Annotated in this window: 13 protein-coding genes; 12 read left to right on the forward strand and 1 reads right to left on the reverse strand. The window is 68.8% G+C overall.

What is annotated here, in order from left to right:
* A partial coding sequence (locus tag C5B96_RS04695) for an FtsQ-type POTRA domain-containing protein (protein WP_104243450.1) occupies nt 1-812 on the forward strand: 812 nt, incomplete at its 5' end.
* Between the two features lie 171 nt (nt 813-983).
* Entirely contained in the window at nt 984-2,213 is a 1,230-nt protein-coding gene (gene ftsZ / locus C5B96_RS04700; RefSeq protein ID WP_104243452.1) for a cell division protein FtsZ, read from the forward strand.
* Here the strand turns inward: ftsZ and C5B96_RS17760 are convergent.
* Nucleotides 2,150-2,362: a hypothetical protein gene (locus C5B96_RS17760; protein ID WP_233189004.1), complete on the reverse strand. Its 213-nt coding sequence runs from the start codon at nt 2,360-2,362 to the stop codon at nt 2,150-2,152. The two genes, ftsZ and C5B96_RS17760, sit on opposite strands and share 64 nt — an antisense overlap.
* On the opposite strand from C5B96_RS17760, the gene C5B96_RS04705 reads away from it, so the two are divergent.
* From C5B96_RS04705 to C5B96_RS04755, 10 genes are all read left to right on the forward strand, one after another.
* Nucleotides 2,333-2,935 (forward strand): YggS family pyridoxal phosphate-dependent enzyme, encoded by a 603-nt coding sequence (locus C5B96_RS04705; protein ID WP_369826439.1) that lies wholly within the window; start codon nt 2,333-2,335, stop codon nt 2,933-2,935. The genes C5B96_RS17760 and C5B96_RS04705 overlap by 30 nt on opposite strands.
* Before the next feature lie 39 nt (nt 2,936-2,974).
* Nucleotides 2,975-3,496: a cell division protein SepF gene (locus C5B96_RS04710; RefSeq protein WP_104243454.1), complete on the forward strand. Its 522-nt coding sequence runs from the start codon at nt 2,975-2,977 to the stop codon at nt 3,494-3,496.
* A gap of 7 nt (nt 3,497-3,503) precedes the next feature.
* Nucleotides 3,504-3,815 carry a YggT family protein gene (locus C5B96_RS04715; protein ID WP_104243456.1) on the forward strand — a complete coding sequence of 104 codons (312 nt, stop codon included), beginning with the start codon at nt 3,504-3,506 and terminating at the stop codon, nt 3,813-3,815.
* A 98-nt stretch (nt 3,816-3,913) separates the two neighbouring features.
* Complete coding sequence (locus C5B96_RS04720) at nt 3,914-4,576, forward strand: DivIVA domain-containing protein (protein ID WP_104243458.1); 663 nt, start codon at nt 3,914-3,916, stop codon at nt 4,574-4,576.
* The gene (lspA, locus tag C5B96_RS04725; RefSeq protein WP_233189001.1) at nt 4,566-5,222 is read left to right on the forward strand and encodes a signal peptidase II; all 657 of its coding nucleotides are present in this window, start codon (nt 4,566-4,568) and stop codon (nt 5,220-5,222) included. The genes C5B96_RS04720 and lspA overlap by 11 nt, the downstream gene beginning before the upstream one ends.
* A gap of 2 nt (nt 5,223-5,224) precedes the next feature.
* A complete protein-coding gene (locus C5B96_RS04730; protein WP_104243460.1) occupies nt 5,225-6,145 on the forward strand; it encodes an RluA family pseudouridine synthase in 921 nt (306 codons plus the stop codon).
* Between the two features lie 437 nt (nt 6,146-6,582).
* The gene (gene dnaE / locus C5B96_RS04740; protein ID WP_104243505.1) at nt 6,583-10,050 is read left to right on the forward strand and encodes a DNA polymerase III subunit alpha; all 3,468 of its coding nucleotides are present in this window, start codon (nt 6,583-6,585) and stop codon (nt 10,048-10,050) included.
* A 131-nt stretch (nt 10,051-10,181) separates the two neighbouring features.
* Nucleotides 10,182-11,492 carry a histidinol dehydrogenase gene (gene hisD, locus C5B96_RS04745; protein ID WP_104243464.1) on the forward strand — a complete coding sequence of 437 codons (1,311 nt, stop codon included), beginning with the start codon at nt 10,182-10,184 and terminating at the stop codon, nt 11,490-11,492.
* A gap of 79 nt (nt 11,493-11,571) precedes the next feature.
* On the forward strand, nt 11,572-12,114 hold the full coding sequence (nrdR, locus tag C5B96_RS04750) for a transcriptional regulator NrdR (RefSeq protein WP_104243466.1): 543 nt from the start codon (nt 11,572-11,574) through the stop codon (nt 12,112-12,114).
* A gap of 8 nt (nt 12,115-12,122) precedes the next feature.
* A complete protein-coding gene (locus C5B96_RS04755; RefSeq protein ID WP_104243468.1) occupies nt 12,123-13,157 on the forward strand; it encodes a quinone-dependent dihydroorotate dehydrogenase in 1,035 nt (344 codons plus the stop codon).
* Nucleotides 13,158-13,231: the final 74 nt, after the last annotated feature.

The following is a 13,231-nucleotide window of genomic DNA, read 5'->3' on the forward strand; positions in this document are numbered from 1 at the left end:
GTGCGGGGGCAGGCGGGGGCGGCGGCCCCGCGGGGCCGCGCAGCGCGCGCAAGGCGCTGCGCGTCGCAGCGCGCCGCCGCCGCCGGTTCGAGCGGCTCGAAGCGCGCCGGTTCACCGAGCGCAGCCGCCGGCGCCGCCTCACCTGGCTGGTCTCGCTCAGCTCCGTCGCCCTGCTCGGCGTGATCGTGCTCGTCACCGCCTACTCACCCGTCTTCGCCGTGCGCGCCATCAGCATCGAGGGCACCTCCCGCATCGACGGAGCCCAGGTGCAGCAGGCCCTGGCCGACCAGGTCGGCCGCCCGCTCGCCCTCGTCGACTTCGGCCGCATGCAGAGCGAGCTCGCCGCGTTCCCGCTCATCCAGAGCTACTCGACGGAGTCCAGCCTGCCGAACACGCTGATCGTGCGCATCGTCGAACGCCAGCCGGTCGGCGCGATCACGGCGGCCGCGGGCGGGTTCGACCTCGTCGACCCGGCGGGCGTCACCGTCTCGCACAGCGATGCCCGGCCCGCGGGTTTCCCCGTGATCGACCTGGCCGCATCCGCTCTCGGCAGCCCCGGTTTTCTCGGCGCGACCGCTGTGCTGCGTGCGATGCCGGCCGACCTGCTCGCGAAGATCGACACTATCAGCGCCGCGACCCCTGACTCCGTCACCTTCACCCTCGCGGGCGGTGGCCAGAAGGTCGTCTGGGGCAGCGACGCCGATTCCGCTCTCAAGGCGCGCGTTCTCGACAAGCTCATCGGCACGCAGGATGCCGACGCCTCCCTGACCTACGACGTCTCCAGCCCCGAGAGTCCCGTCGTCTTCCGCTGACCGCTCTGCACGACACGGTGCTGGATGCCGCGGCCCGACTTTCGAGCGTAACCTGCGACACGCCAAGCGCGTTACGACCACCCCGCCGCATCGCGCCTAGGTTGATCAAAAGAAATACATACTCAGCATAACATTAACTCTCAACTTGAGCTTGAGACCCGGAGGCCGGACGTGACATCGAACCAGAACTACCTCGCCGTGATCAAAGTGGTCGGCATCGGTGGCGGCGGCGTGAATGCCGTCAACCGGATGATCGAACTCGGCCTTCGCGGCGTCGAATTCATCGCCATCAACACTGACGCGCAGGCGCTGCTGATGAGCGACGCCGACGTGAAGCTCGACGTGGGCCGCGAACTCACCCGCGGCCTCGGCGCCGGAGCAGACCCCGAGGTCGGCCGACGCGCAGCAGAAGACCACGCCGAGGAGATCGAGGAGGCCCTCGCCGGAGCCGACATGGTCTTCGTGACCGCTGGCGAAGGTGGCGGAACGGGCACCGGTGGCGCCCCCGTCGTGGCCCGCATCGCCAAGTCGATCGGCGCCCTCACCATCGGTGTCGTCACGAAGCCCTTCGGTTTCGAGGGCAAGCGCCGCATGGCCCAGGCCGAAGACGGCGTGGCCACCCTGAAGAACGAAGTCGACACCCTCATCGTCGTGCCGAACGACCGCCTGCTGGAGATCAGCGACCGCGGCATCAGCATGCTCGAGGCGTTCTCGACCGCCGACCAGGTGCTTCTCGCCGGTGTCCAGGGCATCACCGACCTCATCACGACCCCCGGCCTCATCAACCTCGACTTCGCCGACGTGAAGAGCGTCATGCAGGGCGCGGGTTCCGCGCTCATGGGCATCGGCTCCGCCAGGGGCGCCGACCGCGCCATCAAAGCCGCAGAGCTCGCCGTCGCCTCCCCGCTGCTCGAGGCGAGCATCGAGGGTGCCCACGGCGTTCTGCTCTCCATCCAGGGCGGCTCGAACCTCGGCATCTTCGAGATCAACGACGCGGCCAAGCTCGTGCAGGATGCCGTGCATCCAGAAGCCAACATCATCTTCGGTGCCGTCATCGACGACACCCTGGGCGACGAGGTGCGGGTCACGGTCATCGCGGCCGGCTTCGATACGGCGGAGACGATCGCCGACGCGGCCGCCAAGCGCGGCTTCTCGGTGCCGAACGACGCGAGCGACCTGTTCGCGGGCGCCGGGTCGGCCTCGGCCGTCGGCGGCGGTGCGAACACGGGCAGCACGCCCGTCGCCCCCCAGACCCGTCGCGACCGCGCCGACGAGCAGCCGCAGAGTTCGGCGGCCTCGTGGGCGCAGGCCCCCGAGCACAGCCTCACCGGCACCGCTCAGCTCGACCCGGCCTCCGACGACGACGACTCCGACCTCGACGTTCCCGACTTCCTGAAGTAGGAGCCATCGCCGAGACCACCGCGCCGAACGAGGGCGGGCCAGACCTCACGGGTCGGCTCGCCCTCGTTCGTGCATCCATCGACGAGGCTCTGGATGCCGCGGGCCGACGCCCGGGCGACGTGACCCTGATCGCGGTGACCAAGTTCCACGACGGAGCACTCCTCCGCGAACTCGCCGCCCTCGGGGTGACCGACTTCGGCGAGAGCCGCCACCAGGAGGCGCGCGCGAAGGCCCGCGACCTCGCCGACCTCGCCCCCACCTGGCACTTCGTCGGCCAGCTGCAGAGCAAGAAGGCGCGCCAGGTCGCCGAGTACGCCCGCGTCATCCACTCGGTCGACAGGGCCTCGCTCGCCGACCTGCTGGCCTCTGACGAGCGCGAGTCGACCGGCACGCCCGTCGAGGTGTTCGTGCAGGTCAACCTCACGCCCGATCCCGAGCGCGGCGGCGTTCGGCCACAGGATGCCGTCGCTCTCGCCGAGCACATCGAGCGCCTCCCGGGGCTCGACCTCCGCGGGGTCATGGCGGTGGCGCCGAACGACGGGGAACCCCGTGCGGCCTTCGCGCGGCTGCGGAGCATCTCGGAGGCGGTGCGCTCGAGCGTGCCCCGGGCATCCGCCATCTCCGCCGGCATGTCGAACGACTTCGCCGAGGCGATCGCCGAGGGCGCGACACACCTTCGGATCGGTTCTGCAATCACGGGTATCAGACCCCTTCGACGTTAATCTCTTCTCAGGCACCCGAACTTTCAACCGGAGGAAGACATGGCCAATCCACTACGCAAGACGATGGTCTACCTCGGGCTTGCCGACGAAGAACTCGACTACGACGAGCCCCAGCAGCAGGCACCGGTGGCGCACGTCGCCCACCCGCAGGCCGCCCAGGCTCCCGCCGAGCGCACGGTCGCGCACGTCGCCCCCGCCCCCCGCGAGTCGAACTCCGGCCGCGCTCCCGTGACCCCTCTCCGTCGAACCACGACTCACAAAGAAGCGGCGCCGCTCGAAATGAATGAAATCCTCACCGTTCACCCGAAGCAGTACAAAGACGCGCAGATCATCGCCGAGAGCTTCCGCGAGGGCATCCCCGTGATCATCAACCTGTCGCAGATGACGGATGCCGACGCGCGCAGGCTCATCGACTTCGCAGGTGGCCTCTCGCAGGGGCTCTACGGCAAGATCGAGCGGGTCACGAGCAAGGTCTTCCTGCTCTCGCCGTCGCACGTCTCGGTGTCGGGTGAGGCCCAGTCTGAGACTCGTACAGAAGCTTCCTTCTTCGTCCAGTCATAATTGACGGGTGGGTTCACTTCTCGTCATCATCGCCAGCGTCGCCTACGTCGCGCTGCTGCTCTACTTCTTCGTGATGTGGGGCCGGTTCGTGCTCGACCTCGTGCGGAGCTTCCAGCGCCAGTGGCGCCCCCAGGGCGCGGTGCTGGTGCTGGCCGAGGTCGCCTACACGGTCACCGATCCGCCGATCAAGTTCTTCCGTCGCCTCATCCCGCCCCTCAGGGTGGGTCCGGTAGCGTTCGACTTCGGCTGGAGCATCGTGATGCTGCTGGTGGTCATCCTGCTGTCGGTGGCACAGTACGTGCGCCTGATTGCCGCCTGACCGCCCGGCGCATGTATCGTAGTTGCTGAAACGCCAATACGTTCCCTAGACAGTCATTGGGTTCCCTCGACAGTCACTAGTAATAAAGGTGGAAGAACATGCCGTTAACTCCGGAAGAAGTTGTTAACAAGCGCTTTTCGCAAACCCAGTTTCGGGCCGGATACGACCAGGACGAGGTTGACGACTTCCTCGACGAGGTCGTGGTTGAGCTTCGCCGCCTGATCTCGGAGAACGAAGAGCTTCGAAAGGGCATCGTGCCGAGCGCGGCGCCTGCCGCCGCCAGCGAAGAGGCTGCCCCGGCCGAGCCCGCCGAAGAGGTCAGCGAAGAGACCGCCGTCGTCGACGTCATCGAAGAGGTTCCCGCCCCGGCGGCGACCCCCGAGCCCGTCGCCGCATCGGCTGCTGCGCCCACCACCGTGCCCGACGGAGAAGACGCCGCGAGCACCACCAGCCTGCTGCAGCTCGCCCGTCGCCTGCACGACGAGCACGTCAAGGAGGGCTCCGACAAGCGCGCCGCCCTGATCGAGGAGGGCCAGGCCACGGCCAACCGCCTCGTCGCCGAGGCAGAGGCCAAGCAGCGCACCGAGCTCGCCAAGCTCAACCAGGAGAAGGCGGGCATCGAGCACCGCATCGACGAGCTGCGCTCGTTCGAGAAGGAGTACCGCCAGAAGCTGCGCGGCTACATCGAGAGCCAGCTGCGCGACCTCGACTCCTCGGGTGAGAACGCTCCGGCGTCGAGCCTTCAGGGCTTTGGAGCCTGACTCCGAGGCGACAGCCAACACCCGTGACGCCGGCGTCGACGCTCTGCCCACAGCAGACGTGACGCCGGCCGAGGGTCGACCGAGAACGATCAGTGTTCGCGCACTGGTCGTTCTCGTGCTTGTGGCGGTTGTTGTTCTCGCCGTCGACCAGGGGGCGAAGTTCCTCGTCGTCACCTCGCTGCCCCTGAACGAGTACGTGCCGGTGCTCGGCGACGTGCTGCAGTTCTTCTACGTGACGAACTCCGGGGCCGCCTTCTCGATCGGCAACGCCTACACGTGGATCTTCTCGATCCTCGCGGCCGCCGTCGTGGTCTTCATCGTGTGGTTCGCCCGGCGCATCCGCTCTCTCGGCTGGGCCCTCGTGTTCGGCCTGCTGCTCGGCGGCGTGCTCGGCAACCTCGGTGACCGGCTCTTCCGCGAGCCCGGCTTCGGGGTGGGCCATGTGGTCGACTTCATCAAGATCCCGGTGCTGCCCGCGATCTTCAACCTCGCCGACACGGCGATCTGCGCGGCCATGGTCGTGTTCCTCATCCTGACGATCCGGGGGGTCGGTCTCGACGGGCGTCGTTCGGTGCGCCCGGATGCCGCGACCGATGCGCCGGCGTCGGCCGCGACATCCATCCCCCCCTCCGAGAAGGACGACTGAGCGTGGAGTCGCGCCAGCTGCCCGTTCCCGACGGACTCGACGGCGAGCGTGTCGACGCCGCCCTCGCCAAGCTGCTGGGGTTCTCGCGGAGTTTCGCGGCCGACGTGGTCGAGGCCGGGGGAGTGAGCGTCGACGGGCGGGTCGTCGGCAAGTCCGACCGTCTCAGCCGCGACTCCTGGCTCGAAGTGACGTGGGCGCCGAAGCAGGAGCTTCGCATCGAGCCGACGCCCGTGGAGAACCTCACGATCATCCACGACGACGACGATCTGGTGGTCGTCGACAAGCCCGTCGGCGTCGCTGCCCACCCCTCGGTGGGCTGGACGGGCCCGACGGTTCTCGGGGCCCTCGCCGCCGCCGGATTCCGCATCTCCACCTCGGGCGCAGCGGAACGTGCCGGCATCGTGCACCGGCTCGACGCCGGCACGAGCGGCCTGATGGTCGTCGCGAAGAGCGAGGAGGCCTACACCTGGCTGAAGCGGCTCTTCCACGACCGGGAGGTCGACAAGATCTACCACGCCGTCGTGCAGGGGCATCCCGACCCGCTCGCAGGCACGATCGACGCGCCCATCGGGCGCCATCCGCGCTCCGACTGGAAGTTCGCGGTCACCGCGTCGGGCAAGCCGAGCGTGACGCACTACGAGACGATCGAGGCGTTCCCGAGCGCCTCGCTGCTCGAGATCCACCTCGAGACGGGGCGCACGCACCAGATCCGCGTGCACATGGCCGCGCAGCGGCACCCCTGCGTCGGTGACGCGATGTACGGCGCGGACCCCACGATCTCGGCCCGGCTCGGGCTCGGGCGGCAGTGGCTGCACGCCCTGAAGCTCGGTTTCGTGCACCCCGCGTCGCGCGAGTACGTGCAGTTCGAGTCGACCTACCCGGCCGACCTGCAGCACGCCCTCGACGTGCTGCGCGCCGACTGACCCGCACCCGCCGCATATCAACGCTCCGCTATACTGAGGATCTGTCGACTCATCGTCGATGTCCTGGAGAGCGGTGCAGAACTGTGTTTCGTCGCGGAGTACGGGTACGACCTGCCGTTCGTGACGCGTGGTACCGGGTGCGAGAGACGTCGGCTTCTCTCCGCTTCTGGTTCGTGGGACTCAGCATCGTCAACTTCGTCCTGGGGCGCCTGTTCGACAGCCCAGCACTCGCGCCTCTCTTTGCCGCCGTGTCGATCGTGGCCTCGGTGCTGACGGTCGCCGCTTTCCTTGTGTGGATCGTCTCCCTGATAGCGGTTCGGCTCATTCGCGGGAGGAGGCGTTGGTAAACTGGGGACCTCAACCTCTAGCTCGTCGGAGAAGATTTGTCACCCGCGTCCGATTCGTTCGTTCACCTCCACGTCCACTCCGAATACTCGATGCTCGACGGCGCCGCCCGGGTGAAACCCCTGATCAACGCGGCCGTCGAGCAGGGCATGCCCGCCGTGGCGGTGACCGACCACGGCAACGTCTTCGGGGCCTTCGACTTCTGGAAGACGGCGACTGACGCCGGCATCAAGCCCATCATCGGCACCGAGGCCTACATCACCCCGGGCACCCACCGCGGTGACAAGACGCGGGTGAAGTGGGGCGGGCCGAACAGCGGTCGCGACGACGTCTCGGGGTCGGGCGCGTACACCCACATGACGCTGCTGAGCGAGAACACGGCCGGGATGCACAACCTCTTCCGGCTCTCCTCGCGGGCGTCGCTCGAGGGCTACTACTTCAAGCCGCGCATGGACCGCGAACTGCTCGCCCAGTACTCCAGCGGCCTCATCGCGACCACCGGATGCCCGTCGGGCGAGGTGCAGACGCGTCTCCGACTGGGGCAGTACGACGAGGCAGTGAAGGCGGCGGCCGACTACCGCGACATCTTCGGTGCGGAGAACTACTTCGCCGAGGTGATGGACCACGGGCTCGGCATCGAACGCCAGATCATGGGCGACCTGCTGCGGCTCGCCAAGCAGCTCGACCTGCCGCTGGTGGCCACCAACGACCTGCACTACACGCACGCCCACGACGCGACGTCGCACGCGGCGCTGCTCTGCGTGCAGTCCGGCTCGACCCTGAGCGACCCGAACCGGTTCAAGTTCGACGCCGACGAGTTCTACCTCAAGACAGCCGCCGAGATGCGACAGATCTTCCGCGATCATCCAGAAGCCTGCGACAACACGCTGCTCATCGCCGAACGTTGCGAGGTCAAGTTCGACACCGCGGCGAGCTACATGCCGCGCTTCCCCGTGCCGGCGGGCGAGACCGAAGACACCTGGTTCATCAAGGAGGTCGAGAAGGGGCTCGTCGATCGGTACCCCGCCGGGATTCCGGCCGATGTGCGGGCGCGCGCCGACTACGAGGTCGGCGTCATCGTGCAGATGGGGTTCCCAGGCTACTTCCTGGTGGTCGCCGACTTCATCAACTGGTCGAAGAACAACGGCATCCGCGTCGGCCCCGGCCGAGGTTCCGGTGCCGGCTCGATGGTGGCGTACGCGATGCGCATCACCGACCTCGACCCGATCCGCCACGGCCTGATCTTCGAACGGTTCCTGAACCCCGACCGCGTGTCGATGCCCGACTTCGACGTCGACTTCGACGACCGGCGCCGCGGCGAGGTGATCCGGTACGTCACCGAGAAGTACGGCGACGAGCGCGTGGCGCAGATCGTGACCTACGGCACGATCAAGGCCAAGCAGGCCCTCAAAGACAGTTCCCGGGTGCTCGGCTTTCCCTTCGGCATGGGGGAGAAGCTGACCAAGGCGATGCCGCCGCCCATCATGGGCAAAGACATCCCGCTCTCGGGCATCTTCGACCGCGATCACCCGCGATTCAAGGAGGCGGCCGACGTTCGGGCCGTCATCGAGAGCGACCCCGAGGCGAAGACGGTGTTCGACACCGCCGTCGGTATCGAGAACCTGAAGCGCCAGTGGGGCGTGCACGCGGCCGGCGTCATCATGTCGAGCGACCCCTTGATCGACATCATCCCGATCATGAAGCGCGAGCAGGACGGCCAGATCGTCACGCAGTTCGACTACCCGGCCTGTGAGTCGCTCGGGCTGATCAAGATGGACTTCCTGGGGCTCCGCAACCTCACGATCATCGACGACGCGCTCGACAACATCGAGTCGAACCGCGGGTTCCGGCCCGTGCTCGAAGACCTCGAGCTCGACGACGTGCCGGCCTACGAGCTGCTCGCCCGCGGCGACACCCTCGGGGTGTTCCAGCTCGATGGTGGGCCGATGCGCGGGCTGCTGCGGCTGATGAAGCCCGACAACTTCGAAGACATCTCGGCCATCCTGGCGCTGTACCGGCCGGGCCCGATGGGCGCCGACTCGCACACCAACTACGCGCTCCGCAAGAACGGGCTGCAGCAGGTGACCCCGATCCACCCCGAGCTCGAGGAGCCGTTGCGGGAGGTGCTCGGCCAGACCTACGGCCTTATCGTTTACCAGGAGCAGGTGATGTCGATCGCGCAGAAGCTCGGTGGCTTCACGCTCGCACAGGCCGACCTGCTGCGGCGCGCGATGGGCAAGAAGAAGAAGAGCGAGCTCGACAAGCAGTACGAGGGCTTCTCGGCCGGGATGAACGCCAACGGGTACTCGAACGCGGCCGTCAAGACGCTGTGGGACATTCTGCTGCCCTTCTCCGACTACGCGTTCAACAAGGCGCACTCGGCCGCGTACGGGGTCATCTCGTACTGGACCGCCTACCTCAAGGCGCACTACCCGGCCGAGTACATGGCGGCCCTACTGACGAGCGTCGGCGACTCGAAGGACAAGTCGGCAATCTACCTCAACGAGTGTCGCCGCATGAACATCACGGTGCTGCCGCCGGATGTGAACGAGTCGATCGGCTTCTTCGCCGCCGTCGGCGAAGACATCCGGTTCGGCATGGGGGCCGTGCGGAACGTCGGGTTCGCCGTCGTCGACCACATCATCGCTGCACGGAAGGAGAAGGGCGCCTTCACGTCGTTCCACGACTTCCTGCAGAAGATCCCGCTCGCGGCCGCGAACAAGCGCACGGTCGAGTCGCTCATCAAGGCGGGGGCGTTCGACTCCCTCGGCGACACGCGCCGCGCCCTGGTCGAGATCCACGAGGCGGCCGTCGAGGCTGCGGTGAGCGAGAAGCGGGCGGAGGCGAACGGCCAGGTCGGCTTCGACTTCGATTCGCTGTGGGATGCTCCGCAGGAGAACCGGCAGGTGCCCGACCGCCCCGAGTGGTCGAAGCGCGACAAGTTGGCGTTCGAGCGCGACATGCTGGGGCTCTACGTCTCCGATCATCCACTCGCCGGGCTGGAGGTGCCGCTCGCGAAGCACGCCTCGACGACCATCACCGACATGCTGACGTCGGAGCACACGGCCGACGGCGACACCGTCGTCGTCGCCGGGCTGATCACGAATGTGCAGCACCGCGTGGCCCGCAACTCGGGCAACCAGTACGGCTCGATCGTCATCGAGGACTTCGGGGGCGAGGTGACGGCGATGTTCATGGGCAAGGCGTACCAGGAGTTCGCCCCGGCCCTCACGAACGATTCGATCGTGGTGCTGCGTGGGCGAGTGTCGATTCGGGATGATGGGATGAACCTGCACGCGTTCAGCCTGTTCACGCCCGATCTCGGCAACGCCGACGGGGGAGGGCCGATCGAGATCTCGATGGCCGACGCCCGGGCGACGACGGAGACGGTGCAGGCCCTGAACGACGTGCTGATCAGGCACGCGGGCGACAACGAGGTGCGGCTGAAGCTGCTGAAGGGCGGCACGGCGCGGGTGTTCGAGATCCCGTTCCGGGTGCGGGTGACGGCCGACCTCTACGGCGAGCTGAAGTCCCTGCTCGGCCCGGCCTGCCTGCTCTGACCCCCCCCCCCCCACCCGCCCCCCACCCCATACCTCTGTCGAGTGGGCAGTTCGGGCCCTTCCCGGCTCCGTTTGGGGCCCGAAGTGCCCACTCGATGGGGCGCGAGGGGAGACCGTAGGATTGGGGGGATATGTTGCAGACCATCGACTTGCGGGGATCCAGCCCGTCGCGTGCCCAGTTGCTCGACCTCGTCCCGCGTGCGGTGACCGATGTGGGGGTCGCGACCGAGGCCGCTGCGGCCCTCATCGATGCCGTTCGGGCGGAGGGCAGCGCGGCGCTGCGTGCGCAGGCCGCCCGGTTCGACGGGGGCGAGGCCCCGAGCATCCGGGTTCCGCAGTCGGAGATCGACGACGCTGTCGCGCAGTTGGCTCCGGATGTCCGTGACGCACTCGAGACAGCGATCGACCGGGTTCGGCAGGCCACCGCGGCGCAGATCCCGCCCGCAGCGTCGACCTCGCTCGGTGACGGGGCAATCGTCGAGCAGCGTTGGCAGCCCGTGGACCGCGTCGGGCTGTACGTGCCCGGCGGCAAGGCCGTATACCCGTCGAGCGTCGTGATGAACGTCGTGCCCGCCCAGGCAGCCGGTGTTCCGTCGATCGCGCTCGTGTCGCCCCCGCAACAGGAGTTCGGCGGGCGCGTGCACCCCACCATCCTCGGGGCGGCCGGGCTGCTCGGCATCACCGAGGTCTACGCGATGGGCGGCGCCGGCGCGATCGGCGCGCTGGCCTACGGCGTGGCCGACCTCGGGCTGGAGCCCGTGCAGATCATCACCGGGCCCGGAAACGTCTATGTCGCCGCCGCCAAGCGCCTCGTTCGGGGTCGCACCGGAATCGACTCGGAGGCCGGGCCGACCGAGATCCTCGTCATCGCCGACGAGACCGCCGACCCCGGGTTCGTGGCGGCCGACCTGCTGAGCCAGGCCGAGCACGACGAGCTGGCGGCCGCCGTTCTGGTCACGACTTCGCCCGCCTTCGCCGACGAGGTCAGGGTCGAGCTCGACGGTCTCGCGGCCGCGACGCCGCACTCGGCGCGCACGCTGGTGGCCCTGGCGGGGCAGCAGTCCGCGGTCGTGCTCGTCGACGACCTCGCGGCTGCGGCGCGGTTCAGCGATGCCTACGGGCCGGAGCACCTCGAGATACAGACGGCCGACGACGACGGGGTGCTGGCGAACATCCACAGCGCCGGCGCCATCTTCGTCGGGTCGTACTCGCCGGTGAGCCTCGGCGACTACCTCGCCGGCTCCAACCACGTGCTGCCGACCGGCGGCCAGTCGCGGTTCTCGTCGGGGCTCGGGGCGTACACGTTCCTGCGGCCGCAGCAGGTCATCCGCTACTCCCGGGCGGCGCTCGGCGAGGTCGCGGGCCGCATCCACGCGCTGGCGACCAGCGAGAACCTCCCCGCGCACGCCGAGGCCGTGGCCGCCCGCTTCCCGCGCGAGTAGCCCCGCGCCCCGCCCGGGCCGTCCGCCGAGACGCGGCAGGGCGCAGCCCGGCGCGGCGGGCGGGTAAACTGGCCGCACCATGTATTGCCCGTACTGCCGGTACCCCGATTCCCGCGTCGTCGACTCGCGCACCTCCGACGACGGCGTCGCCATTCGCCGCCGCCGCCAGTGCCCCGAGTGCGGCCGCCGCTTCAGCACGACCGAGACCGCGAGCCTCAGCGTCATCAAGCGGAGCGGCGTGGTCGTTCCATTCAGCCGCGAGAAGATCATGAACGGCGTGCGCAAGGCCTGCCAGGGCCGGCCCGTCACCGACTCCGACCTCGCCGTGCTCGCGCAGCGGGTCGAAGAGACCGTTCGTTCCACCGGAGCCGCCCAGGTCGAGGCGAACGACATCGGACTGGCCATCCTGCAGCCCCTTCGTGAGCTCGACGAGGTCGCGTACCTGCGGTTCGCATCCGTGTATCAGGCGTTCGACTCGCTCGACGACTTCGAGGCCGCCATCACGCTGCTGCGGGTCGAGCACGAGTCGGCTCCGGATGCCCGTGCGGGTGCCCCCGCGGCATCCAGTGCCTCAGCCAGAGCCGCCACCCCGAACGCGGCCGGCGCCGCCCAGCCCGAGTAGCCGCCCCGGTGTACCCCCTTCTCTTCCGGCTCGTTCTGTCGCGCCTCGACCCCGAGCGGGCTCACCACCTGGCGTTCGATGTCATCCGCAGCCTGCCGCGAACGCGGCTGGGCAGTGTCGCGCGCCGCTTCACCGCACCCGACCCGACGCTGGCGGTGCACACGCTCGGCCTGACGTTCGATTCGCCGTTCGGGGTAGCCGCGGGCTTCGACAAGGACGGTCGCGCGATCGTGGGGCTCGGGATGCTCGGCTTCAGCCACGTCGAAATCGGAACCCTCACCGCCAAGGCCCAGCCCGGCAACGAGCGGCCCAGGTTGTTCCGGCTCGTCGCCGACCGCGCCGTCGTCAACCGGATGGGCTTCAACAACGGGGGAGCGGGCCCTGCCGCGCTGCGGGTCGCGCGCACCTCGGGCGCCGCGCACCGGCCCGTCGTCGGCATCAACATCGGCAAGAGCCGCGTGGTCGACGTCGACGACGCGATCGACGACTACCGCTCGAGCGCCCGGGCGCTCGCCCCCGTCGCCGACTACCTCGTCGTCAACGTGAGCTCGCCGAACACGCCGGGGCTCCGCGGTCTGCAGGAACTCGACAGGCTCGCCCCGCTGCTCGAAGCCGTTCGCGAGGAGGCGGGCTCGACCCCGCTGCTCGTCAAGATCGCCCCCGATCTGACGGACGACGAGGTGCGCCGCATCGCCGAACTGGCGGTGTCGCTCGGGCTCGACGGCATCATCGCGACGAACACCACGATCTCGCGAGAGGGCCTGGCGACGCCCGCCGGCATCGTCGAGGCCGCCGGCGCGGGTGGGCTCTCCGGCCCACCGGTCGCGGCGCGTTCACTCGAGGTGCTGCGCGTGGTGCGGTCGGTCGTGCCGGCCTCGCTCTGCGTCATCTCGGTCGGCGGCGTCGAGACGGCGGATGATGTGGCCGAACGTCTGGCCGCCGGCGCCACGCTCGTGCAGGGGTACACGGGGTTCCTCTACCGGGGACCTCTCTGGGCCCGGCAGATCAACCGCGGCCTCGCCCGCCTGCGCGCCGCCGCCTAGCAGGCAGCGCTGCCGGACGGCCGAAACAGCCGCACTGCAAGCACCGCTGCCGGACGGCCGAAACAGCCGCGCTG

This window comes from Subtercola sp. Z020, assembly GCF_002931235.1.
Classification (GTDB): Bacteria; Actinomycetota; Actinomycetes; order Actinomycetales; family Microbacteriaceae; genus Subtercola.

Excerpts from the sequence above, each read along its gene's own strand:
- hisD (WP_104243464.1), top strand. The coding sequence starts at position 10,182 with ATGTTGCAGACCATCGACTTGCGGGGATCCAGCCCGTCGCGTGCCCAG.
- C5B96_RS04710 (WP_104243454.1), top strand. The coding sequence starts at position 2,975 with ATGGCCAATCCACTACGCAAGACGATGGTCTACCTCGGGCTTGCCGAC.
- dnaE (WP_104243505.1), top strand. The coding sequence starts at position 6,583 with ATGCTCGACGGCGCCGCCCGGGTGAAACCCCTGATCAACGCGGCCGTC.
- nrdR (WP_104243466.1), top strand. The coding sequence starts at position 11,572 with ATGTATTGCCCGTACTGCCGGTACCCCGATTCCCGCGTCGTCGACTCG.
- C5B96_RS04720 (WP_104243458.1), top strand. The coding sequence starts at position 3,914 with ATGCCGTTAACTCCGGAAGAAGTTGTTAACAAGCGCTTTTCGCAAACC.